The sequence below is a fragment of the Bradyrhizobium nitroreducens genome (assembly GCF_002776695.1).
In the GTDB taxonomy this organism is placed as follows: Bacteria; Pseudomonadota; Alphaproteobacteria; order Rhizobiales; family Xanthobacteraceae; genus Bradyrhizobium; species Bradyrhizobium nitroreducens.
On record NZ_LFJC01000003.1, the window covers coordinates 2,392,327 to 2,415,080 of the forward strand.

The 22,754-nt window shown below is 65.7% G+C and carries 19 protein-coding genes; 4 read left to right on the forward strand and 15 right to left on the reverse strand.

What is annotated here, in order from left to right; genetic code table 11:
• Window positions 1-7: 7 nt before the first annotated feature.
• Genes ispG through TSA1_RS11835 form a run of 3 tightly spaced genes read right to left on the reverse strand, consistent with a single transcriptional unit; the run spans window position 8 to window position 2,788 of the window.
• A complete protein-coding gene (ispG, locus tag TSA1_RS11825) occupies window positions 8-1,291 on the reverse strand; it encodes a flavodoxin-dependent (E)-4-hydroxy-3-methylbut-2-enyl-diphosphate synthase (protein ID WP_100176513.1) in 1,284 nt (427 codons plus the stop codon).
• 12 nt (window positions 1,292-1,303) lie between these two features.
• Window positions 1,304-2,257 (reverse strand): DMT family transporter, encoded by a 954-nt coding sequence (locus tag TSA1_RS11830; protein ID WP_100176514.1) that lies wholly within the window; start codon window positions 2,255-2,257, stop codon window positions 1,304-1,306.
• A gap of 36 nt (window positions 2,258-2,293) precedes the next feature.
• Complete coding sequence (locus TSA1_RS11835; RefSeq protein ID WP_100176515.1) at window positions 2,294-2,788, reverse strand: Fur family transcriptional regulator; 495 nt, start codon at window positions 2,786-2,788, stop codon at window positions 2,294-2,296.
• A gap of 156 nt (window positions 2,789-2,944) precedes the next feature.
• Here TSA1_RS11835 and TSA1_RS11840 point away from each other — a divergent pair, with 156 nt between their 5' ends.
• The 3 genes from TSA1_RS11840 to TSA1_RS11850 are packed head-to-tail and all read left to right on the forward strand — an operon-like array spanning window position 2,945 to window position 6,174.
• Window positions 2,945-3,427 (forward strand): MarR family winged helix-turn-helix transcriptional regulator, encoded by a 483-nt coding sequence (locus TSA1_RS11840; protein ID WP_100176516.1) that lies wholly within the window; start codon window positions 2,945-2,947, stop codon window positions 3,425-3,427.
• Entirely contained in the window at window positions 3,420-4,598 is a 1,179-nt protein-coding gene (locus TSA1_RS11845) for an HlyD family secretion protein (protein WP_100176517.1), read from the forward strand. Before TSA1_RS11840 ends, TSA1_RS11845 begins: the two co-directional genes overlap by 8 nt.
• Before the next feature lie 19 nt (window positions 4,599-4,617).
• A complete protein-coding gene (locus tag TSA1_RS11850; RefSeq protein WP_100176518.1) occupies window positions 4,618-6,174 on the forward strand; it encodes an MDR family MFS transporter in 1,557 nt (518 codons plus the stop codon).
• A 225-nt stretch (window positions 6,175-6,399) separates the two neighbouring features.
• Here the strand turns inward: TSA1_RS11850 and TSA1_RS11855 are convergent, their stop codons facing one another.
• From TSA1_RS11855 to pcaF, 6 genes are all read right to left on the reverse strand, one after another.
• A complete protein-coding gene (locus TSA1_RS11855; RefSeq protein ID WP_100176519.1) occupies window positions 6,400-7,491 on the reverse strand; it encodes a phosphotransferase in 1,092 nt (363 codons plus the stop codon).
• Between the two features lie 48 nt (window positions 7,492-7,539).
• The gene (locus tag TSA1_RS11860; RefSeq protein ID WP_100176520.1) at window positions 7,540-9,228 is read right to left on the reverse strand and encodes a methyl-accepting chemotaxis protein; all 1,689 of its coding nucleotides are present in this window, start codon (window positions 9,226-9,228) and stop codon (window positions 7,540-7,542) included.
• Between the two features lie 257 nt (window positions 9,229-9,485).
• Entirely contained in the window at window positions 9,486-10,088 is a 603-nt protein-coding gene (gene pcaG / locus TSA1_RS11865) for a protocatechuate 3,4-dioxygenase subunit alpha (RefSeq protein ID WP_100176521.1), read from the reverse strand.
• Between the two features lies 1 nt (window position 10,089).
• Window positions 10,090-10,791 carry a protocatechuate 3,4-dioxygenase subunit beta gene (pcaH, locus tag TSA1_RS11870; RefSeq protein ID WP_100176522.1) on the reverse strand — a complete coding sequence of 234 codons (702 nt, stop codon included), beginning with the start codon at window positions 10,789-10,791 and terminating at the stop codon, window positions 10,090-10,092.
• 118 nt (window positions 10,792-10,909) lie between these two features.
• On the reverse strand, window positions 10,910-11,803 hold the full coding sequence (locus TSA1_RS11875) for a dioxygenase family protein (protein ID WP_100176523.1): 894 nt from the start codon (window positions 11,801-11,803) through the stop codon (window positions 10,910-10,912).
• Between the two features lie 116 nt (window positions 11,804-11,919).
• Window positions 11,920-13,128, reverse strand: coding sequence for a 3-oxoadipyl-CoA thiolase (gene pcaF / locus TSA1_RS11880; protein ID WP_100176524.1), 1,209 nt, complete (start codon window positions 13,126-13,128; stop codon window positions 11,920-11,922).
• 323 nt (window positions 13,129-13,451) lie between these two features.
• Here pcaF and mutS point away from each other — a divergent pair, with 323 nt between their 5' ends.
• Window positions 13,452-16,190: a DNA mismatch repair protein MutS gene (gene mutS / locus TSA1_RS11885; protein WP_100176525.1), complete on the forward strand. Its 2,739-nt coding sequence runs from the start codon at window positions 13,452-13,454 to the stop codon at window positions 16,188-16,190.
• A gap of 115 nt (window positions 16,191-16,305) precedes the next feature.
• On the opposite strand, the gene TSA1_RS11890 is transcribed toward mutS, so the two are convergent.
• From TSA1_RS11890 to TSA1_RS11915, 6 genes are all read right to left on the reverse strand, one after another.
• Complete coding sequence (locus TSA1_RS11890) at window positions 16,306-17,982, reverse strand: methyl-accepting chemotaxis protein (protein WP_100176526.1); 1,677 nt, start codon at window positions 17,980-17,982, stop codon at window positions 16,306-16,308.
• A 381-nt stretch (window positions 17,983-18,363) separates the two neighbouring features.
• Entirely contained in the window at window positions 18,364-19,173 is an 810-nt protein-coding gene (locus TSA1_RS11895; protein WP_100176527.1) for a hypothetical protein, read from the reverse strand.
• A gap of 176 nt (window positions 19,174-19,349) precedes the next feature.
• Window positions 19,350-19,859, reverse strand: coding sequence for an OsmC family protein (locus TSA1_RS11900; RefSeq protein WP_100176528.1), 510 nt, complete (start codon window positions 19,857-19,859; stop codon window positions 19,350-19,352).
• A gap of 53 nt (window positions 19,860-19,912) precedes the next feature.
• The gene (locus tag TSA1_RS11905; protein ID WP_100176529.1) at window positions 19,913-20,698 is read right to left on the reverse strand and encodes an ABC transporter ATP-binding protein; all 786 of its coding nucleotides are present in this window, start codon (window positions 20,696-20,698) and stop codon (window positions 19,913-19,915) included.
• Window positions 20,699-20,702: 4 nt separating this feature from the next.
• Window positions 20,703-21,548, reverse strand: coding sequence for an ABC transporter permease (locus TSA1_RS11910; protein WP_100176530.1), 846 nt, complete (start codon window positions 21,546-21,548; stop codon window positions 20,703-20,705).
• A gap of 212 nt (window positions 21,549-21,760) precedes the next feature.
• Window positions 21,761-22,732 (reverse strand): aliphatic sulfonate ABC transporter substrate-binding protein, encoded by a 972-nt coding sequence (locus TSA1_RS11915; RefSeq protein ID WP_174718863.1) that lies wholly within the window; start codon window positions 22,730-22,732, stop codon window positions 21,761-21,763.
• Window positions 22,733-22,754 lie beyond the last annotated feature (22 nt).

The window sequence follows — 22,754 nt, forward strand, 5'->3', positions numbered from 1 at the left end:
AGTGAAATCACTCCGCCGCTGATACCGGCACCTTGGCGCCCTGGCCGTAACGCTGCTCGATGTAGTCGATCACCAGCGCCTTGAAGTCGGCGGAGATGGTCGGGCCGCGCAGCGTGCGGAACTTCTTGCCGTCGACGAACACGGGCGCGGCCGGCGCTTCGCCGGTGCCCGGAAGCGAGATGCCGATATTGGCGTGCTTGGATTCGCCGGGGCCGTTGACGATGCAGCCCATCACCGCGACGTTGAGCTCCTCGACGCCAGGGTATTTGGTCTTCCAGGTCGGCATCTCGTCGCGGATGAAATCCTGGATCGAGCGGGCCAGCTCCTGGAACGTGGTCGAGGTGGTGCGGCCGCAGCCGGGGCATGCCGCGACCAGCGGCACGAAGGTGCGGAAGCCCATGGTCTGCAGCAGCTCCTGGCCGACCTGCACTTCACGAGTGCGGTCGCCGCCGGGCTCCGGCGTCAGCGAGATGCGGATGGTGTCGCCGATGCCCTGCTGCAAGAGGATGCCGAGTGCGGCCGATGACGCCACGATGCCCTTCGAGCCCATGCCGGCTTCGGTGAGGCCGAGATGGATGGCGTAGTCGGAACGGCTGGCGAGATCCTGATAGACCGCGATGAGATCCTGCACCGCCGAGACCTTCGCGGAGAGGATGATGCGGTTCTTGGGCATGCCGAGCTCTTCGGCGCGCGCGGCCGACAGCAGAGCGGACTGCACCATGGCCTCGCGCGTCACCGCGCGCACGTCGCGCGGATTGGCGGACGCGGCGTTCTCGTCCATCAGCTTGGTCAGGAGCTCCTGATCGAGCGAACCCCAATTGGCGCCGATGCGGACAGGCTTGTTGTTCTTGTTCGCGATCTCGATGATGTCGGCGAACTGGGTGTCGCGCTTGTCCTTGAAGCCGACATTGCCCGGGTTGATGCGGTACTTGGCGAGCGCCTCGGCGCAGGCCGGATAGGCCGCGAGCAGCTTGTGGCCGATATAGTGGAAGTCGCCGATCAGCGGCGTCGTGATACCGCGCTTGGCGAGGCCGTCGCGAATGTGCGGCACGGCCGCTGCGGCTTCCTCGCGGTCCACGGTGATGCGGACCATTTCGGAGCCGGCGCGCGCGAGTGCTGCGACCTGGGCGATGGTACCGTCGATGTCGGCGGTGTCGGTGTTGGTCATCGACTGCACGACGATCGGCGCACCGCCGCCGACGGCGACGTCGCCGACCTTGACCTGGGTGGTATGATGGCGCGGCGCGGGCCCCGCGATGTCGGAATCGATTGATGTTTCGGGCTTGTTCATGGGGTCCAAATATCAGGTTTTGGTGACGTTCAGCAATGCATCACGCGGCGCCGCAGCCACTTGGCTGGGACGGTTAACCAGAAAAAGCCCAGCAATTACAAGGAGGGCAGCCGCCCCGAATGCCAGGCTTAGGGTGTCGTGCATGATGAAATAGCTACCCACCACGCCAAACAAAGGGGTGATGAAGGTAAAAGCCGACAATTTGCTGGCCGAATAGACCTTCACCAGTGCGAACCAAAGCGTGAACGTGGTTCCAACCACCCAGATCGCCTGGAACGCCATCAGGCCGAGCGACAGCGGCGCCGGCATGTGCGTGATGCTCTCGCCGAACAGCCAGGCCGCCAGCCCCAGGATCGGGATCGAGGTCGCGACCTGATAGCCCAGTGCCTTCTCCGGCGCGGCGAACCGCAACCGCGTGCCCTTGGCAACCAGCGTGGTCGCCGCCCACAGCGCGGCACCACCGACGATCATGAGATCGCCGAGCAGCACATGCGAATCGACATTGGGCTGCGGCACGCCGATCGCAAGCGCAACGCCGGCAAAGCTGATGGCGAGGCCGAGCCATTGCGAGGCGCCGAGCCGCTCGCCCAGCACCTGATAGGAGCCGAGCGCGACGAAGAACGGCGCGGTGTAGAGGAACACCACCGCACGCGAGGCCGAGGTGAGGCGCAGCCCCTGGAAGATCAGCACGAATTCGATCCCGAACATCAGCCCGGCAACGAGGCCCGGCTTCCAGGTGCCGTCATTCTCGAAGAATTTGACGCCGCGAAGCGTGCCGATGATGAACAGCACCGGCAGCGCGCCCGCCGAGCGGATCGTGGCCTGGAGCATCGGCGGGATATCCGGCAGCACCAGCTTCACCGCGATCTGGTTGAACCCCCAGGTCAGGCACAGCATGAGCATCAGGGCGATGGCGCCGGCACTGAGGGGGCGCGCGGCAGATGGGTTGGCTTGTGGTGAGGGCATGTCTTCCCGAAAAACCGGCTTTGCGCCGTTGTTGCTTTATGCAGCTTTCTGACAGTGAGTGCAGACGCCCGTGATCTCCACCACGGACAGCTTGGGCGCGAAGCCTGAGCTGCGCGCCGCGGCGTTGAGGTCCTTGGCGAATGACGCCGAGGGGATCTCGCCGACCAGGCCGCAGCGCTCGCAGATCAGGAACGCCACCGCCGAGGTCGCATCGTGATCATGGGCGGCACAGGCGAGGTAGGCGTTGCGGCTTTCGATGCGGTGCACAAGGCCGTTGGCCATCAGGAAATCGAGCGCGCGATAGACCGTGATCGGCGCCGGCCGCGGCATGGACTTGGCAAGTTCGTCGATCACCTCGTAGGCGCCGAGCGGGCGGTGGCTGGAGAGCAGCGCCCCCAGCACCTGGCGGCGAATCGGCGTGAATTTCTGCGCGCGCTGCTCGCAGACCTCCTCGGCATGCGCCAGCGCATCCGCTGTGCAGCGGCCGTGATCGTGGTCGGGCGTCGGAAATGCCGGCTTTGCGAGGGTCATATAAAAATATTCTAGCATTTGGGCCCGGGAACCCAAAGCACGACCCTGCAAGCGGCTGCCAGCCATGCTCGCGCTGCGGGACAGCATCCTGCTAATCGGCCATGGAATAATCATAAGCTTGCTTATTATATTCCAAGCTTATTGGAGACCAAGCTTATGACCCGCGGGTCCGTCGACCAGAATTTCCTGTTCACGCTGGGCGAGCTCTACCGCCTCTTGCGCGTCTATGCCGACAAGGAGGCGTCGCGGTTCGGCATCACCCGCGCCCAATGGGCGGTGCTGGCCAAGGTCGAGCGCAGCGAGGGCATGAAGCAGTCGGAACTCGCCGAGCTCCTCGAGATGCAGCCGATCACGCTGACGCGCCTGATCGACAAGCTCTGCGACAGCGACTGGATCGAGCGCCGCAACGATCCTTCAGACCGCCGCGTCAAGCGGCTGTACCTGAGGAAGGCCGGGCGACAATTGCTGGGGCGGATGAGCGGGCTGAAGTCCGAGCTTACGGCCAACGCGCTGGACGGCATCACGCCGGCGGACGCCCATCGCCTCCTGACCCAGCTCGAAACCATCAAGGAAAACGTGCGGACCGCGATCCAGACATCCGGCGCGGAGCAAGCACGCAAGGAGCAGCGCTATGGCTGACCAAGTCCTCAAGTTCCAGCCGGAGCAGAAGACCGACGGGGGCAAGCCCACAAAGAAAGCCGGCACCGATCCGCGCCGCCGCCTGGTCGCGGGCCTCCGGCGTTACCGCCGCTTCCTGCTCCTCGTCGTGCTGCCTGTGATCGCCGCCATCGGCGGCCTGACCTTCTACCTCCATGGCGGGCGCTATGTCGGCACCGACGACGCCTATGTCGGCGCGCAGAAGGTGCTGGTGACGCCCGACATCTCCGGCAAGATCCTGAAGGTGGTCGTGAAGGAAGGCCAGTCGGTCAAACGGGGCGACGAGCTGTTCGAGATCGATCCCGTTCCGTTCCGCCTCGCGGTGGAGGAGACCAAGGCGCAGCTCGCGCAGGCGCGCACGACCTATGACAACCTCGTCGCCAACATCAAGATCTATGGCGACATGCTGGGCCTCGCCCAGCAGGGCATCGATCTGAAGCAGCGCGACGTCGAGCGCAAGCAGGCGCTGGTGAAGAATAATTTCGGCTCGCAACTCGATCTCGACAACGCCTCGAATGCGCTGGTCACCGCCGGTGCGCAGGCGCAATACATCAAGCAGCAGCTCTCCAACGCCAGGACGCAGCTGCTGGGCAATCCCGATCTGCCGCTGGAGCAATTCCCGCCCTACGCACAGGCGAAAGCCAAGCTGGATGATGCCCAGCGCAATCTCGACCACACCGTGCTGCGCGCGCCGATGGACGGCGTCGCGACGCAGGTCGAGCAGATCCAGCTCGGCCGCTTCGTCGCCGCCGGCACGCCGGTGTTCTCCATCATCGACGTCGCCCATCCCTGGGTCGACGCCAATCCGAAGGAGAGCGACCTCACCCACGTCACCGAGGGGCAGCCGGTCACGCTCGAGGTCGACGCGTTCCCGAACCACGTCTTCAAGGGCAAGATCGGCTCGCTCTCGCCCGGCACCGGCGCGCAATTCGCCATCCTGCCGCCTCAGAACGCCACCGGCAATTTCGTCAAGGTGGTGCAGCGCGTGCCGATCCGCATCTATTTCGACGAGACCGACAAATACGTGCGGAAGCTGAAGGCCGGCATGAGCGTCTATGCCACCATCGACACCGGCCACAAGCGATCGCTCGCGGGCCTGTTCGGCTTGTCGGCGACGGCGAGCCAGGACAAAGACCAGCAAGACAAAGACTGACGAGACGAGGACTGATCGGATGTCCGGTCCCAACGCCAATTTGATGGTCCCCGGCCTGCGCCGGAACATGGTGACGATCTGCGCCATGACGGCGACCATCATGCAGGCGCTCGACACCACCATCGCCAACGTCGCCCTGCCCTACATGCAAGGCACGCTGTCGGCCTCGCAGGACCAGATCAACTGGGTGCTGACATCCTATATCGTCGCTGCCGCGATCATGACGGCGCCGGTGGGCTGGATCGCCAACCGCTTCGGCCGCAAGCGCATCTTCATCATCTGCTCGGCCGGCTTCACCATGGCCTCGGTGCTGTGCGGCCTCGCGCAGGACATCAACCAGATGGTGCTGTTCCGCCTGCTGCAAGGCGTGTTCGGCGCCGCGCTGGTGCCGCTGTCGCAATCGGTGATGCTCGACTATTACACGCTGCAGGAACGCGCCAAGGCGATGTCGATCTGGGGCATGGGCGTGATGATGGGCCCGATCATGGGGCCGTCGTTGGGCGCGTGGCTGACCGAGACCTATTCCTGGCACTGGGTGTTCTTCGTCAACCTGCCGTTCGGCGCCATCACCGTGCTCGGGCTGATCGTGTTCATGGACGAGACCAGGAAGGACCTCAGCCTCAAGTTCGATTTTTTCGGTTTCGCGGCGCTCGCGGTTGCGATCGGCGCCCTGCAGCTCGCGCTCGACCGTGGCGAGCAATTGGGCTGGCTGGAATCCAATGAGATCCTCGCGGAGTTCATCATCTCGGCCGTCGCCTTCTACTTCTTCCTCGCGCACTCCTTCACGACCTCGACACCGTTCATCCGCTTCGCGCTGTTCCGGGACCGCAACTTCGTCACCGGCTGCATGTTCATGATCGTGATGGGGCTCGTGCTGTTCTCGACCATGGCGCTGGCCTCACCCTACATGCAGAACGTGATCGGCTATCCCATCATCACCGCCGGCCTCTTGCTGGCGAGCCGCGGCTTCGGCACCTTCTTCGCGATGATGCTGGTCGGCCGCATGATGCGATATTTCGAGGCGCGCACGCTGATCATCTCCGGCCTGACGCTGACCGCGGGCTCGCTGTTCCAGATGACCGGCTGGACCGACCTGACCCAGGTGCCGGAGATCGTCACCGTCAGCGTCATCCAGGGGTTTGGCTTCGGCCTCGTCTTCGTGCCGCTCTCGACCGTGGCGTTCCTGACGCTGTCGAACGATTTGCGTACCGACGGCACCGCGATGCTGACCCTGATGCGCAACGTCGCGAGCTCGGTCGGCATCTCCGTCGTCATCGCGCAGTTGACGCAGGGGACGCGGCGGACCTACGCGATCCTGTCCGAGCACATCAACCCGTTCAATCATGCGCTGCAGATGCCCGACGTCCGGGGCCTGATCAACCTGTCCACCGACGCCGGCCGCGCCATGGCCGACAGGATGGTCAGCGTGCAGGCACAGATCATCGCGTTTTCGCAGGACTACCAGCTGGTAATGCTCTTCATCCTCTGCACCATCCCGCTCGCTCTGCTGATCGGCTCGACCAAGGCCACGCTGCGCAAGCAGGCAGCCGGGCCGGAACACGCGGTGATGGAGTAGCCCGCTCGATCAGCACTCTGCGCTGTCGTCCCGGACAAGCGCGCCGTTCAGCGCGCGCAGAGCCGGGATCCATAACCACAGGGAGACGTTTTGGCGAAGGCTCGGAGTTACCAGTCTCGCGCCGAACCTCTCCCTGTGGTTATGGGTCCCTGCGTTCGCAGCGACGACACCGAGAAGGTTGAGCCGTCACCGCGCCTCACACCGCACCGAGCGAACGGCGCGGCCCTACCCCAGCAATTCCTCGCAGCCCAGATCGTCCACGGCCGCAAAAATCCGCTCCAGATTATTCCACCAGATCACCGGCGGGATGTTGATGCTCCGCTGCCAGACCGGCCGCGTGATCTGCCAGAGCACGGCCCAGCGGTAATCGCGATCGAGCGCGCCGCGCGTGTAGCCGGTGATGCCGCTCTCGATCAGCGCGTCGTGATAGAGGTTGAGCAGCGCGCGTTCCAGCGCCTGCCGGCGCTCCGGATACCAGTGCATCGCCATCATATAGGCGAGGTCGTGGGTTGGAACGTTGATGCTCCACTGGTCGAAATCGAAGATGCGGGTGGTATCGGCAACGCCGGCGCGCGGCAGCAGGAAATTCCAGACATGGGCATCGCCATGGGTGATGCTGAGATGACGGCGTGAATGGTAACGCTGGGACAGCCGGTCCGATTGATCGATCAGGCGGCGATAGAGGATGCGCCGCTCCTCGCTGAGACGGTCACCGAGAGAATCGGCAAAGCGGTCGTAATGGCCCGCGAAAGTTTCCATCCGCGCCGCACTGTCCTCGGGGCTCGCGAATGTGCCGACGGTGTCGCCAAGCCTCGGGTGGTCCCACCAGGCCGCATGCCAGCGTGCCAGCGTGGTGACGATGGCGATCGTCTGCTGGCGCGACGGCGGCAGCGGCCAGGCCGCCGCGATGTCGTGGCTGTCCGTGAGGTCCTCGAGCAGAAGATGCCAGGTGAGGCTGCCCTCGTCGAAATGTCCGTCGAAGCAGCGGGGCACCAGTCCGGGCGGCATGCTTGGCGTCACTTGCGTGTAGTATTCCACCTCGTGCCGGCCGCCATTGGCAAGCTTCGCCGCGAATTCGGAATTCGCGGTCTTCAGGATCAGCGATTGCGGGGCGCCGGCGGATTCGCCGACATAGCGCAGGCCGAGCCGGATGATGTGCGACACGACGGTGTCGCGCTGATGCAGCACCTTCACCTCGCGGACCGCGCCGGCGTCCAGCACGCCGCCCCTGCGCAGCGCTGCTGTCAGTTGGGCGGGCTCAACGACCGCCGGCAGTTGTGGAGGTGTCATGACCACGATGCCCCTGTCCCGCGCCATACTGCACGATCACAACCCGGGGCACCAGCGGCAGGCCTGGCGCCCGGTTCAAGCCGCCGCGGTGGAGTCGCGCACGGTCCGCACCACGACCGACCGCAGCTGTTCGAGATTGGCCGCCATGCCGGCGATCGCCTGCCTGACCTCCGCGGCGCGCTCGTTGACGGAGGCGGCGTCGCGGCTGACATTGCCGATCTTGGCCGAGACCTCCTTCGCCGCGGACGCCGATTCGGAAATCGACCGCGAGATCTCGCGGGTCGCAGCGTCCTGCTGTTCCATCGCGGTGGCGACCGAGGTCGCCACGCCGTCGATCTCGGCGATGTGCCCCCCCATCGTCTCGACGGCGTCGACCGCAGCCTGCGTCGAGGTCTGGATCTCGGCGATCAGCCGCGTGATTTCCTCGGTGGATTTGGCGGTCTGGTCCGACAGCGATTTCACCTCGGCGGCGACCACGGCGAAGCCGCGGCCGGCCTCGCCGGCGCGCGCCGCCTCGATCGTGGCGTTGAGCGCCAAAAGGTTGGTCTGGCCGGCGATGCCGCCGATGAGGTCGGAGACCTCGGCGATCTTCTTCACCGATCCGGCCAGCGACTGGATGGTCGAGCGCGCCTGCTCGCGGCCGGCGACCGCCGACTTCGTGACAGTGCTGGTCCGCAGGACCTGGCTTGCGATCTCGCGGATCGAGGCGCTCAGCTGTTCGGCCGCGGCCGAGACGGTCTGCGAGCTGCCGAGGGCCTGGGTGGAGGCTGCCGCCACCGCCTGCGACTGCGCGGAGAGCGACCTTGCGATCTCGGACAGGCTGGACGCCGCCCGCTCGACGCCTTGCGTCGCCGCACCGGCTGTGTCGACCGAACGACCGGTCTCCCGTTCGACAGTCTCGGCCATCTGGTGCAGGGCGGAGCGCTTGGCCAGCGCCGCCTCCTGCTCCTGCCGCAACTGCTCCTCGCGCAGACGGGCATTCTCGACCGCCGCCTGCTTGAACACCACAAGCGCCCCCGCCATCGAGCCGACCTCGTCCTGGCGCTCAGCGAATGGAATGTCCGCGGCGAGATCGCCGGTCGCGAGTCTCTGCATCGTGCCCGTCATGCGGACGATCGGGCGCACCACGCCGAGGGCGACGCCGAGCAGGCCCGCGGCAACGAAGGCGAGGACGGCGGCGGAGACGCCGAGGAGGATATAGAGCATCGAGCTGTCGCGGTCCGCGGCCAGCTTCTCCATGGCGGCATTCTGCTTGTTGGCGCTCTCGACGATGCTGTCGATCACGGCGCGATGTGCGGTGTAGGCGTCCCTGAGCTGCGCGTAGGCACGCTCGGAAGCGGCGGCGTCCTTGGCCTCGAGGGCCGGCAGGAGCTGGTCGGACGCCTTCCAGAATTTCTGCACCTCGGCGTCGGACTTCGACACCAGCGCCGTCTTCAGGTCGGCCGACAGGCTCGAGGTGACCCAGAACGCCTTGCGCTCGTCGTAGTCCTTGCGGAGCTGAACCAGCCGCTCGCCGTGGGCCGCCAGCTGATCCGGCTCGCGCATCGCCAGGGTCGCCTCGAGATAGGCCTCGATGACATATTCCGGCGGCGGCAGGATGTCCGCGATGAGGTCGTTGCCCAGCTTGATGTCGGAGTAGAGCGGACCGCCGACCTTGAGCTCTTTCAAGGCGTACAGGCTGGTCGAAACCACGGCGGCAAAGCCAATGGCGAGAACGATGCCGAACGCGACGATCGCAGAGGACAAGGACAGCCGAAATTTCATGAAACAATCCGGAGCAGCGGCATTGAACTGCGGCCACCTTAGACAAATACGGTAAATGCGGGATTGCTTCGCGGAGGAATTGCATCGCGCGAGCTCCGCATAATTACGGGATTTGGACGTCGCGCTATCGGTATTTGAGTCAGCGAAGCTGACACACGCACGGGAGAAACGTTTCGGCTGCAACAACGCAGCCTCGGCGTCGATGCGCCGGATGAGATATGCGTGCCGGGGATGAGCCCTCCCCGGCACGCATGGCCTTACACGTCGAAGAACACCGTTTCGTTGTCGCCCTGAAGCCGCAGGTCGAGCCGGTAGACCGGCTTGCCGGCATCCCGCACGGCGGTCAGCGTGGCGCGGCGATCCGCCGGCACCAGCGCCAGCACGGGATCGGCGGCGTTGCCGGCCTCATCGCTGAAATAGATGCGGGTGTAGAGATGCCGCAGCATGCCGCGGCCGAACACCGCAAGGAGGATGTGCGGCGCCTGCGGCTTACCGTCGGGATCCGGCACCGCGCCCGGCTTGATGGTCTCGAAGGAATAATTGCCGTCCTTGTCGGTGCCGCAGCGGGCAAAGCCGCGGAAGCTCGCATTCGGCAGCGCGCGCTTGTCCTGCGGGTCGGCAAAGCGGCCCTGCGCGTCCGCCTGCCAGATCTCCAGCATGCAATCCGGCACGGCAACGCCGTCACCGTCGAACACGCGGCCTTCGATACGGACGCGCTCGCCCGTGACGTCGGGGGTCAGCGTCGAATTGGTGAACGCGTCGTTCCAGGCGTACTCGCCGGTCGGCGTCAGACCGTATTTGAAGAACGGACCGACGGTCTGCGACGGGGTGATACCGTCGGGCTTCACGGACTCTTGCACTTTAGTGGTTCTCCATGGGCGTGGCGTTCTTGCCGCGCAGCACGACGTCAAAGCGGTAGCACAGCGCCCATTCGGGCTGGGTATTCTCGAGGTCGAACGACGAGACCATCCGCGCCCGCGCCTTCTCGTCCGGCACCGAATTGAAGATCGGATCGAACGGGAATAGCGGGTCGGCCGGGAAGTACATCTGCGTCACGAGGCGCGTGACGAAGGAATGGCCGAACACCGAGAGATGGATATGCGCGGGACGCCAGGCATTGTGGTGATTGCCCCAGGGATAGGCACCCGGCTTGATGGTGACGAAGCGATAGTAGCCGCTCGCATCGCTCACGGTGCGGCCGGCGCCCGTGAAGTTCGGATCGAGCGGCGCCGGGTGCTGGTCGCGGACATGGACGTAGCGGCCGCAGGAATTGGCCTGCCAGATCTCGACCAGCGAGTTCGGCACGCCGCGACCGTCCTCATCGCGCACATGGCCGTGAACGATGATGCGTTCGCCGATCGGCTCGCCGGTGTGCTGGGTGGTGAGATCGTTGTCGCCTTCGCGCACGGTCTCATGGCCGTAGACCGGGCCGGTCAGCTCCGACAGCGTGTGGCGCATCGGGATCAAGGGCTTGTTCGGCGCACGCTTGATCGAGCTCTTGTAGTCGGGCGACAGCGGCAGCGGATGCGCCTTGTTGCTGTCCGTGGGGTAGATGAATGTCATAGGCGAACTCCTCCCCGGCCATTTTTGATCCGGCCGGTCAACGCTTCCGCCAATCATTATAGGATATAACTAATTTGGGGAAGCGGGTTTGGCGGGCGCCCTGCGCCCGTCAGCAGCGCTATTTGATCGGCGGGCGCGGCAGCACGGCCTCACCGGCCTCGAGCCGGTAGGTGTGGTCGAGCGAGTACCATGGCGTCGCGACGTCGCGCATGGTCGGATGCGGCGCATCGTGGCGCTGGAACTTGCCGATCAGCGCCTGCGTCACCCCGAACTGCACGTCGCTGTCGATATGGGGATCGTTGGGATCGTAGACCTGCGAGATCAGGACCTTGAATCCCGGCTTGAAGATCAGGGCATGAAGATGGGCCGGTCGATAGGGGTGGCGGCCCTGCGCCGCGAGCAGGCGGCCGACCACGCCATTGGTCGGAATGGGATAGCCGACCATCATCACCGAGCGGAAGGCGAAGCGCCCATCCTGGTCGGTCGTGAACTTGCCGCGCAGGTTCATGTCGGCCTGATCGGGGTCCTGGTTCTCATAAAGGCCGACCGGCGAAGCGTGCCAGACATCGACCTCCGCACCGGCAACCGGACGGCCGTCCCTGTCGACGACGCGGCCGTTGACGAACAGCGGCGCCCCCGGCGTCTCCGAGCGCACGATCGATCCGCCATTCTCGACCCGCGGCGAGTTCAGCCGCCAGAACGGCCCGAGCAGCGACTGATCGGTTTCGGTATTGCCCTGATCGCCATTGTTCAGCAGGCACACCAGCGGCGAGACGCCGAGCGAGCCCGCCATCAGCACGACTTCGTTGTGCGTATCGGTGGTCAGCTTGCCGAGCTCGGCGATGACCGCGGTGGCATCGCGAAACTCCTTCTCCGTCAGGCGGACATCGCGGACGAAGTCGTGCAGATGCTTGACCAGGGACACCATGATCTGGCGCAGCCGCGGATCGGACGTCCGCTCCATCACCGCCAGCGCCGCGGCCGTGACGTCCTGCTCACGCTCGATGATCATGGGGCGGTCCTTCCCTGTCATTCCGGGGCAGCCCGATAGGGCTGAACCCGGAATCTCGAGATCCCGGGTTCAGCCCTGACGGGCTGCCCCGGGATGACGAGACGCTGTGCGTCTCGTCAATTCAGCTTCTCGATCGCCACGGCAACGCCCTGTCCGACGCCGACGCACATGGTGGCGAGCGCGAGCTTGCCGCCACGCTTCTCCATGCCGTGGACGGCGGTGAGCACGAGGCGCGCGCCGCTCATGCCGAGGGGGTGGCCGAGCGCGATGGCGCCGCCATGCGGATTGACGAAATCGGCATCGTCGGCAACGCCCAGCTGACGCATGCAGGCGATGCCCTGCGAGGCGAAGGCTTCGTTGAGCTCGATCAGGTCGAAATCGCCGATCTTCTTGCCGAGGCGCTCCATCAGCTTGCGGGTCGCGGGCACGGGGCCGATGCCCATGATGCGCGGCGGCACGCCGGCCGAGGCAAGGCCGAGGATGCGGGCGCGGGGCGTCAGGCCGTGCTTCTTCACCGCGGCCTCGGATGCCAGGATCATGGCAGCAGCGCCGTCATTGACACCGGAGGCGTTGCCGGCGGTCACCGTGCCTGGATTGCGCACGATCGGCTTCAGTTTGGCCAAGCCTTCCAGCGTGGTCTCGGGACGGGGGTGCTCGTCCTTGTCGATCGTGATCGGACCTGCCTTGCCGCCGGGAATGGTGATCGGCGTGATTTCCTCCGCGAAATAGCCCGCCGCAATCGCGGCGCCTGCCCGCTGCTGCGAGCGGATGGCGAAGGCGTCCTGGTCGGCGCGCGAGACCTGGAATTCCTCGGCGACGTTCTCGCCGGTCTCCGGCATCGCATCGACGCCGTACTGCGCCTTGAGCAGCGGATTGATGAAGCGCCAACCGATCGTGGTGTCGAAGATCTCGGCCGAGCGCGAGAAGGCCTCCTGCGCCTTGCCCATCACGAAGGGCGCGCGGGTCATGGACTCGACGCCGCCGGCAATGGCGAGCTCGATCTCGCCGGAGCGGATGGCGCGGCCCGCGGCGCCGACCGCATCGAGGCCGGAGGCACAGAGGCGGTTCAGGGTCTGGCCGGGAACCGAATCCGGGAGGCCTGCGAGCAGCAGCGCCATGCGCGCGACGTTGCGGTTGTCCTCGCCGGCCTGGTTGGCACAGCCGAAGAAGACCTCGTCCACTTGCGCCCAGTCGAGATTGGGGTGCTTGGCCATCAGCGCCTTGATCGGGGCGGCGGCGAGATCGTCGGCGCGCACCTTGGCGAGCGAGCCGCCGAAACGGCCGATCGGGGTCCGCACGGCATCGCAGATAAAGACGTCACGCATCGTTGTTCTCCCTGAATGCCGCGGTTCGGCCAGAATTCTTCAATGACGGCGGAGTTTTAGGAGGGTGCCCGCAGCAGGTCAATTGACGGTTTCGCGGGGCAGACGTCATTCCGGGGCGCGCCATTTGGCGCGAGCCCGGAATCCATTTGTCCGCGTGACGTGCGGCCCGATAGATTCCGGGTCTGCGCCTGCCGGCGCATCCCGGAATGACGAGCGAGAATGTGGCAGCACCTCGCGCCCCCCACACGGACAACGTGGAAAACCTCCCCTATCAAGCCAAACCGATAGGAGCAGGAAGCGAAATTTTGTAGGTTGCGCCGCCCATGACGATGCAACAGCCGATACAAGCACCGCCCCCCGACGAAGCGCCCGCGCCCCAGGCGGAAGCCGCCGCGCGCGTCACGCCGATGATGGAACAGTACCTGGAGATCAAGGCGGCGCATCAGGGCCTGCTGCTGTTCTACCGGATGGGCGATTTCTACGAATTGTTCTTCGAGGACGCCGAGATCGCCTCCAGAACACTCGGCATCGTGCTGACCAAGCGCGGCAAGCACCAGGGCGCCGACATCCCGATGTGCGGCGTGCCGGTCGAACGTTCCGAGGATTATCTGCATCGCCTGATCTCGGCCGGCCACCGGGTCGCGGTCTGCGAGCAGACCGAGGATCCCGCCGCAGCCAAGGCGCGCGGCAACAAGAGCGTGGTGCGCCGCGGCGTGGTGCGGCTGGTCACGCCGGGCACGCTGACCGAGGACACGTTGCTCGATGCGCGCGCCAACAACTATCTGCTGGCGATCGCGCGGGCACGCTCATCGGCAGGCGGCGACCGCTTCGGCCTCGCCTGGATCGACATCTCGACCGCCGAATTCACGGTGCTGGAGTGTTCGGGCGGCGAGCTCGCGGCAACGCTGGCGCGGATCAATCCGAACGAGGCGATCGTCACCGATGCGCTCTACAGCGACAACGAGCTGAGCCAGACCTTGCGCGAGCTGCCGGCGGTGACGCCGCTGACCCGCGACGTCTTCGACGGCGCCACCGCCGAGAAGCGACTCTGCGACTATTTTGCGGTCGCGACCATGGACGGCCTCGCGCAGCTCACCCGTCTGGAAGCCACGGCTGCGGCTGCTGCCGTCACCTATGTCGACCGCACCCAGGTCGGCAAGCATCCGCCGCTGTCGCCGCCCGCACGCGAGGCCTCGGGCGCGACCATGGCGATCGATCCGGCCACGCGCGCCAATCTCGAGTTGACGCGGACGCTCGCGGGCGAACGCCGCGGCTCGCTGCTCGACGCGATCGATTGCACCGTGACCTCGGCCGGTTCGCGCCTGCTGGCCCAGCGCCTGGCGGCACCGCTGACGGACGCGCCCGCAATCGCGCGGCGGTTAGACGCGGTCAGCACCTTCGTTGCCGATTCCGCCGCGCGCGAGGACATCCGCAGCATATTGCGCGGCGCGCCCGACATGTCGCGGGCGCTGGCCCGCCTCTCGGTCGGGCGCGGCGGCCCGCGCGACCTTGCCGGACTTCGCGACGGCATCATCGCCGCCGACCAGGTGCTGGCGCGGCTGGGCGAACTGGACCATCCGCCGCAGGAGATCGCGGTGGTGATGGCGGCCTTGAAGCGACCATCGCGCGAGCTTGCTGCCGAGCTTGCGACGGCGCTCGACGATCAGCTGCCGCTGATCAAGCGCGACGGCGGCTTCGTTCGCCAGGGTTACGAACCTGCCCTCGACGAAGCGCGCAACCTGCGCGACGCCTCGCGCCTGGTGGTCGCCTCGATGCAGGCGCGCTATGCCGACCACACGGGCGTGAAAGGCCTCAAGATCCGGCACAACAACGTGCTCGGCTATTTCGTCGAGGTCACCGCACAGCACGGCGACAAGCTGATGTCGGCGCCGCTGAACGCGACCTTCATCCATCGCCAGACGCTGGCCGGCCAGGTGCGCTTCACCACCTCCGAGCTAGGGGAGATCGAGGCCAAGATCGCCAATGCCGGCGACCGCGCGCTCGGGCTCGAGCTCGAGATTTTCGAGCGGCTCTGCGCCAAGGCGCTCGAGATCAGCGACGATCTGCGCGCGGCCGCGCAAGGTTTCGCGCTGCTCGACGTCGCGACATCGCTGGCCAAGCTGGCGATCGACGAGAACTACGTCCGGCCCGAGGTGGATTCCTCGCTCGCCTTCGCGATCGAAGCCGGCCGCCATCCCGTGGTCGAGCAGGCCCTGAAGCGCAACGGCGAGCCGTTCATCGCCAATGCCTGCGACCTGTCACCAAACCCTGCGCAAAAGTCCGGCCAGCTCTGGCTGCTCACCGGTCCGAACATGGCCGGTAAATCGACCTTCCTGCGCCAGAACGCGCTGATTGCTCTTCTTGCCCAGATTGGCAGTTTCGTGCCGGCGACACGCGCGCGCATCGGCATCGTCGACCGCCTGTTCTCGCGCGTCGGCGCCGCCGACGATCTCGCCCGCGGCCGCTCCACCTTCATGGTGGAGATGGTCGAGACCGCGGCGATCCTCAACCAGGCCGGCGAGCGTGCGCTGGTGATCCTCGACGAGATCGGCCGCGGCACCGCGACCTTCGACGGTCTCTCGATCGCCTGGGCCGCGATCGAGCATCTGCACGAGAGCAACCGCTGCCGCACGCTGTTCGCGACGCATTATCACGAGCTGACGGCGCTCTCGGCCAAGCTGCCGCGCATGTTCAACGCGACGGTGCGGGTGAAGGAGTGGCAGGGCAATGTCGTGTTCCTGCACGAGGTTCTGCCGGGCTCGGCCGACCGCTCCTACGGCATCCAGGTGGCCAAGCTCGCCGGCCTGCCGCCGGCCGTGATCACGCGCGCGAAATCCGTGCTCTCCAAGCTGGAGGCGCAGGACCGCGGCCAGACCGCGCGCGCCCTGGTGGACGATCTGCCGCTATTCGCAGTCCCCTCGCGCGCCGCCGCAGAAGCCGCGCCGCCGAGCGAAGCGGAACTGCTGATGGAAGCCGTGAGGGCGCTGCACCCCGACGAGATGTCCCCGCGCCAGGCGCTCGATGCGCTCTACGCGCTGAAGGCCAAGCTGCCGAAGGCGTGACGGTGCCGTAGGGTGGGTTAGCCGAAGGCGTAACCCACCGATTTCACCGCTGCGCAACCAAGAGAAATGGTGGGTTACGCTGCGCTAACCCACCCTACGCTTCCGAGTGCTTAGGCTACGCCCGCGCCGCGATCGCGGCCGCTTCCGCGGCGGCGCGCTGCATGCTGGTCGACATCTCGTTCGTCACCGTGCTCTGCTCCTCGATGGCCGCGGCGGTCGACGTCACGTATTCGCTGACATTGTTGATCGCCTGCTTGATCGAGCCCAGCGCGCTGACCACGTCGCCGGAGATGCCGTTGAGGCTGCCGATCTCCTGACCGATCTTGTCGGTCGCCTGCTTGGCCTGGTTGGCGAGGCTCTTCACTTCGGAGGCGACCACCGCAAAGCCGCGTCCGGCTTCGCCGGCGCGCGCGGATTCGATCGTCGCGTTCAGCGCGAGCAGGTTGATCTGCCCGGTGATGTTGTTGATGAGCTCGACGATGCCGCTCATCGCCTGCGCCGCCTCGGTGAGGCGCTGTGCCTGCGCGTCGGCCGAGGAGACCTGCTCCACCGCGCTCATCGCGGTCTCGCGGGATTTCGTCATCGCCTCGGAGATCTCCCGCACCGAGGCGTTCAGCTCCTCCGAGCCCGCCGCGACCGATTCCATCATGCCGCGGACGCGCTCGTTGCCCATGCGGACCAGCACCTGGCGCGTGGTGTCGGTGGCATATTTCACGACCTTGAACGGCCTGCCGTTGAGGTCGAGGATCGGATTGTAGGAGGCCTGGATGTAGACCTCCTTGCCGCCCTTGCCGATGCGCTTGTATTCGGCTGCCTGGTACTGGCCGCGGTTGAGCGCCGCCCAGAACTCGCGGTACGCTGCGCCGTCGCGTTCCGAGGGCTCGACGAACATGCTGTGGTGCTTGCCCTTGATCTCGGCCAGCGAGTAGCCGAGCGCGCCGAGGAAGTTGGCATTGGCGGTGATGATCGTGCCGTCCATGTTGAACTCGATCACCGCCTGGGCCTTGTCGATCGCCGCGATCTGGCCGGCGAGGTCGGCGTTCTTCAGCTTCTCCGCGGTGATGTCGGTCGCGAACTTGACGACGCCGTACGGCTTGCCGTTCTCGTCGAGCAGCGGATTGTAGGAGGCGAGAATCCAGACCTCGCGGCCGCCCTTGCCGATGCGCTTGAACTCGCCGGCCTGGTAGTCGCCGCGGTTGAGCGCGGCCCAGAAATCACGATAGGCGGCACCGCTCCGCTCGGCCTCGGCCACGAACAGGCTGTGATGCTTGCCCTCGATCTCGGCCAGCGAATAGCCGAGCGTCTTGCAGAAATTCTCGTTGGCGGTGACGACGGTGCCGTCGAGCTTGAACTCGATGACGGCCTGGGCACGGCTGATGGCCGCGATCTTCGACGCATCCGTCATGCTCCGGATCTTCTTCGCGGTGATCTCGGTTGCGATCTTGGCGACCATCACCGTCTTGCCGTTGCCGTCGAGCACCGGATTGTAGGATGCTTCGATCCAGACCTCGCGGCCGCCCTTCGCGATCCGCTTGAACTCGCGCGCCTGATACTCGCCGCGGTTCAATGCAGCCCAGAACGCCTTGTACTCGGCGGTGTCGCGCTGATCGGCCGGCACGAACATGGAGTGATGCTTGCCCTGGATCTCGTCGAGCCGATAGCCGAGGGCGTCGAGAAAATTCTGGTTAGCCGTGATGATCGAGCCATCGAGATTGAATTCGATCATGGCCTGCGAACGGCCAATGGCGTCGAGCCGCGCTTGCGCATCACTGTGGGACTTGCGACCGAACATCAAACAATCTCCATCTCGAAATAGCGTGGACAGCCCGTAGGGAAGTGACCGTTGCGGCAACAACACAGCCGTATTCAAATCTACAATTCCCGCGAGTCCGTGCACTCGGATGCAGCTCGGACGAGTTCACGCTGACGACAGCGGGGTACGCTTGAGTCACTCGTAGTCGAAAAGCGCGAAGAAAGTTCTAATAGAAATGTCGGAAATCGGCGGGAGCTGGAACGACCTTCGCCCCTATCGCGATCGGGCATGAGCGTCGACGCAACTTGAAATGACGCATCTCATTCAATGGCTTGCGGAGATGCCGCGCTGCCCATCAGCGTGAAATCGACATTCCTGCACAGGGCTTTTCGCGACGCGACATCAGGTCTATCCGTAGTCTCACGGCTGTTGCCGCGCCTTGTGCATCGCACGCCGGCCGAGTCCCCACAGCGTCAGGTTCCAAGCAATACAGGTTCCGAGTGCGAGACACAGGCCGACGGCCGACCCGAATGCCACCACCGCAACGTGCAGAACGGCGATTGCCATGCCGAACCCGAGCAGACCCCAGGCGGAGTTGGCCAGCACAGCGGCGGTCGGCGGGCCGCCGATACGCGGATGCAGAATCACCATGATGCTGGAGAACACTACGGGATACAGCGCGATGATGCCGCTGATGCGGGGACCGACCCAGCCGGAGGTCGAGACCACGATGGCAACAAGGGTCGCGACCAGCGCAGCCCGCATCGGCACGTCGTACCAACGGCGTGTCACCAGCGGCATCTTTACATCGCGATAGCCGGCCAGCAGCGGAATGCAGATGCCGAAAGCGATCAGGTTCGCAGCGAGGCCAGCGCTGAGCGACCAGTCGAATTGGCGGATGATGGAAGCCAGCACGATCCAGACCGCGACCGCGCTTCCGCAACTCAACAGAAGATTGTGCCGTTGCGCCAGCACGACGTAAGTGAGGCACATGAAGATCGTCGCCGCGTTGACCGGCAGGCTCGCCAGCGCCCCCTGCGCGATGAAGGCAGCGTCGTGGTCAAGCGCGAGGAAGACGTAGGAGGGCCCCGCCGACACCGGCAGTGTCGCGATCAGCGCACCGATCACCGGACCTGCGCGTTCAGTGATGATCGACGCCGACACGACGAACGCCGCCGCGATCGCCATGCGCAGGAGGAGGATGAGGAGGAAGTGAAGGTCGAGGGACATCTTGGCTTCTTACCCTCCCCTGGAGGGGGAGGGTCGGCTCATATGAAGCGCAGCGAATATGAGACGGGGTGGGGTGACGGTCTCTCGACGGATACAGTGCCCGAGTGGAGAGATCACCCCACCCCGCTCGCGCTACGCGCGATCGACCCTCCCCCTCCAGGGGAGGGTACACAGAGTCACATCCGCTGCATCGACACCGAGACCTTCGGGCCGTTCTTGATGGTCTGGTAGACCACGCAATAGCGCTCGGTGAGCTTCAGCAGGAGATCGAGCTTGTCCTGCGGCGCGTCGGTGTCGACCTCGAAGCGCAGACGGATCTCGGCGAAGCCGACCGGGGTCTCCTTGTCGATGCCGAGCGTGCCGCGGAAATCGAGATCGCCCTCGGCATAGACGTTCCCGGTCTTGAGCGGCACCTCGATCGCGGTGGCGACCGATTTCAGCGTGACACCGGCACAGGCGACCAAGGCTTCCAGAAGCATATCGCCCGAGCAGAGCTCGAGGCCGGAGCCGCCCGTCGCCGGATGCAGGCCCGCAAGCGCGATGGCGCGGCCCGTCTCGACCTTGCAGGCGATACCTTCGCTATCGGTGGAGCCCTTGGCCTTCAGGGTGATCAGTGCGGTCTTGGGATCGGTCTTGTAGCGCTCCTTGATCGGAGCCTGCATCTGGCGCAGTTGGGCGGCGTCCATCTTGTTCTCTCCCGGAAAATTGCCCTTCGATGTACCGGCTCGGAGGGACATTGTCACCACCACATGGCCTGACCGGGACCCTGGGTTGCGTCGCGGTCGGGCACGCTGCGATCGAGCGAACGGTCGAGTGACGTCAGCACACTTCGCTTGAAGTTCTCGAATAGCGGCGAATTGCGGTCGCGCGGGCGGGCGAGATTGATCTCGATCTGGTCGAACAGCCGCCCCGGCCGCGGCCGCATCACCAGCACGCGATCGGCCAGCACCACGGCTTCATCCACGTCATGCGTGACGAGGATCAAGGTCGGGCGGGTGTCGGCCCAGAGGTCGAGCAGATGATCCTGCAGGTCGCGGCGGGTGAAGGCGTCGAGTGCGGAGAACGGCTCGTCGAGCAGGAGCACCTCGGGCTGCGGCACCAGCGCGCGGGCGATCGCGACGCGCTGCGCCTGCCCGCCGGAGAGTTCGCGCGGCCAGGCCTGCGCCTTGTCTACCAGCCCGACGCGCTCGAGCGCACGCACCACCTTCTCGCGCCGCTCGGTCGCGGGCAGATCGGTAAGGCCGAAGCCGATATTGTCGGCGACACTGAGCCAGGGCAGCAGCCGCGGCTCCTGGAAGATGATGCCGATCTTGGCGTGCGGCGAGGCGATCGCCTCATTGTCGAGCGTCACCGTGCCCGAGCTGGCGCGATCGAGCCCGGCGATGGCGCGCAGCAATGTCGACTTGCCGCAGCCGGAGCCGCCGATGATGGCGATGATCTCGCCCTGCCTGATCTCGGCGGAGAAGCGCGCCAGCGCCGCGACGCCGTTGGGATAGGTCTTGCTGACCCGGTCGAGCGCCAGCATCGCCTTACGCTCCCTTGGCCGGACCGAAGGCGTCCTGCCAGCGCAGGAACGGCGCAGCGGCAAGCTCGATCAGCCAGTCGGTGAGCTTGCCGAGAATGGCGAAGATCACGATGGCGGCCAGGATCTGCGCGGGCTTGCCGAGCTGCTGGCCGTCGAGCAGGAGATAGCCGAGGCCTTCGGAAGCGCCGATCAGCTCCGCCGCCACCACGAACATCCAGCCGAGGCCGAGCCCGACGCGCAAGGACACGACATAGGCCGGCAGCACGGCGGGCAACAGGATGCGGCGGATCATCGCGAAGCCCGAGAGGCGGAAGGTGCGGCCGACCTCGACGATCTTGCGGTCGACGATGAGGATCGCGCCCATCACACCGAGATAGACCGGGAAGAACACGCCGACCGCGATCAGCGCGACCTTCGAGGTCTCGAAGATGCCGAGCCAGAGAATGAACAGCGGCACCCAGGCGAGCGACGGGATCGCGCGCAAGGCTTGGACGGTCGGGTCAAGCAGCCGCCGCGCCAGCGACCAATAGCCGGAGATGGCGCCCAGCAACGTGCCCGCGACCACGCCGAAGGCAAAACCGAGCGAGACGCGCCACAGCGTCGCTGCGATGTGGCGGACCAGCTCGCCGGAGCGAGCAAGCTCGGCGATGGTAGCGAACACGCGCGAGGGCGGCGGCACCAGCCGGCCATTGGACCAGCCGAGCCAGACAACGAGCTCCCAGCCGAGCGCGAGCGTCAGCGGCAGCAGAATTCCAAGCAACGGCCGCGCATAGCGCGCGGCGCGCGACGGCGCGGCGGCGTTGTCGGCCGGTTCCGAAGTCTGTTGTAAGGCTGGCGCGTCGGAGACCATAGTCATTAGCAAGCGCGTCTGGTCAGGGAATGCAAGGGCGCCTCTTACCCTCCCCTGGAGGGGGAGGGTCGGCACGCGATCGAGCAAAGCGAGATTGCGTGACGGGGTGGGGTGACAGTCTCTCCACGAAGCAGTGCCCGAGTGGAGAGATCACCCCACCCCGCTCGCGCTGCGCGCGATCGACCCTCCCCCTCCAGGGGAGGGTAAGAGGATCAATTCGTCGGCAGCGGGACCTGGTCGTCGATCAGGGCATCCAGCGTGGCCTTCACGTCGACCTTGGCATCGACGACGCCGGCCTGCTGCAGGGCAAGGCCGGCGGCGAGGATCGACTCGCGCTGGGGCGCGCCGATGCGGCTATGGGTGAGCTCGGTGCGCTCCTTGAGCTGTTTGTCGACGACGGCCTCGGGAAGCTTGGTCACGGCGATGAAGGTCTTCTTCAGCTCGTCGTAGTTCGCCAGCGAATATTTGCGCGCCTCCTCATACACGGCGAGCACGCGGCGGGCGGCGTCCGGATAATCCTTCAAGAACTGCTCGCGCACATTGAGGATGCCCCAGGTATTGGCGTCGGCCTTGCGGTAGAACAGCTTTGCGCCCTCCTCGACCTCGGCCTGCGCCATCATGGGATCAAGGCCGGCCCAGGCGTCGACGTCGCCGCGGATCAGCGCAGTCTTGCCGTCGGCGTGCTGCAGCAGCACCGGCGTGATGTCCTTTTCGGTGAGGCCCGCCCCCAACAGCGCACGCACCAGGAAGATGTGCGGATCGGTGCCGCGCGTCACCGCGACGCGCTTGCCCTTGAGGTCGGCCACGCCGGCGATCTTGGAATCCTTTGATGTCACCAGCGCGGTCCATTCGGGACGCGAATAGACATAGATCGACTTGATCGGATTGCCGTTGATCTTCGCCACCAGCGCCGCCGAGCCCGCGGTCGAGCCGAAATCGATCGAGCCGGCATTGAGGAATTCGAGCGCCTTGTTGGAGCCGGCCGACTGCACCCAGGTGACGGTGATGCCGTCCTTGGCGAACTCCCTCTCCAGAAGGCCCTTCTGCTTCAGGACCATCGACACCGGATTGTAAGTCGCCCAGTCGATGCGGATTTCCTTGAGCGGATCCGCGGCCCTTGCTGCAGGCGCCATGACGAGCGCGACCGCTCCGGCCAACAGAATGCGTCGTGAAATCTCGGTCATGCCCAGAGCCCTCCAAAACTTC

Excerpts from the sequence above, each read along its gene's own strand:
- TSA1_RS11900 (WP_100176528.1), bottom strand. The coding sequence starts at position 19,859 with ATGGACGCCGCCCAACTGCGCCAGATGCAGGCTCCGATCAAGGAGCGC.
- TSA1_RS11890 (WP_100176526.1), bottom strand. The coding sequence starts at position 17,982 with ATGTTCGGTCGCAAGTCCCACAGTGATGCGCAAGCGCGGCTCGACGCC.
- TSA1_RS11845 (WP_100176517.1), top strand. The coding sequence starts at position 3,420 with ATGGCTGACCAAGTCCTCAAGTTCCAGCCGGAGCAGAAGACCGACGGG.
- pcaH (WP_100176522.1), bottom strand. The coding sequence starts at position 10,791 with ATGACATTCATCTACCCCACGGACAGCAACAAGGCGCATCCGCTGCCG.
- ispG (WP_100176513.1), bottom strand. The coding sequence starts at position 1,291 with ATGAACAAGCCCGAAACATCAATCGATTCCGACATCGCGGGGCCCGCG.
- TSA1_RS11840 (WP_100176516.1), top strand. The coding sequence starts at position 2,945 with ATGACCCGCGGGTCCGTCGACCAGAATTTCCTGTTCACGCTGGGCGAG.
- TSA1_RS11835 (WP_100176515.1), bottom strand. The coding sequence starts at position 2,788 with ATGACCCTCGCAAAGCCGGCATTTCCGACGCCCGACCACGATCACGGC.
- TSA1_RS11855 (WP_100176519.1), bottom strand. The coding sequence starts at position 7,491 with ATGGCGCGGGACAGGGGCATCGTGGTCATGACACCTCCACAACTGCCG.
- pcaF (WP_100176524.1), bottom strand. The coding sequence starts at position 13,128 with ATGCGTGACGTCTTTATCTGCGATGCCGTGCGGACCCCGATCGGCCGT.
- mutS (WP_100176525.1), top strand. The coding sequence starts at position 13,452 with ATGACGATGCAACAGCCGATACAAGCACCGCCCCCCGACGAAGCGCCC.
- TSA1_RS11905 (WP_100176529.1), bottom strand. The coding sequence starts at position 20,698 with ATGCTGGCGCTCGACCGGGTCAGCAAGACCTATCCCAACGGCGTCGCG.
- TSA1_RS11895 (WP_100176527.1), bottom strand. The coding sequence starts at position 19,173 with ATGTCCCTCGACCTTCACTTCCTCCTCATCCTCCTCCTGCGCATGGCG.
- TSA1_RS11830 (WP_100176514.1), bottom strand. The coding sequence starts at position 2,257 with ATGCCCTCACCACAAGCCAACCCATCTGCCGCGCGCCCCCTCAGTGCC.
- TSA1_RS11910 (WP_100176530.1), bottom strand. The coding sequence starts at position 21,548 with ATGGTCTCCGACGCGCCAGCCTTACAACAGACTTCGGAACCGGCCGAC.
- TSA1_RS11875 (WP_100176523.1), bottom strand. The coding sequence starts at position 11,803 with ATGATCATCGAGCGTGAGCAGGACGTCACGGCCGCGGCGCTGGCGGTG.
- TSA1_RS11850 (WP_100176518.1), top strand. The coding sequence starts at position 4,618 with ATGTCCGGTCCCAACGCCAATTTGATGGTCCCCGGCCTGCGCCGGAAC.
- TSA1_RS11915 (WP_174718863.1), bottom strand. The coding sequence starts at position 22,732 with ATGACCGAGATTTCACGACGCATTCTGTTGGCCGGAGCGGTCGCGCTC.
- TSA1_RS11860 (WP_100176520.1), bottom strand. The coding sequence starts at position 9,228 with ATGAAATTTCGGCTGTCCTTGTCCTCTGCGATCGTCGCGTTCGGCATC.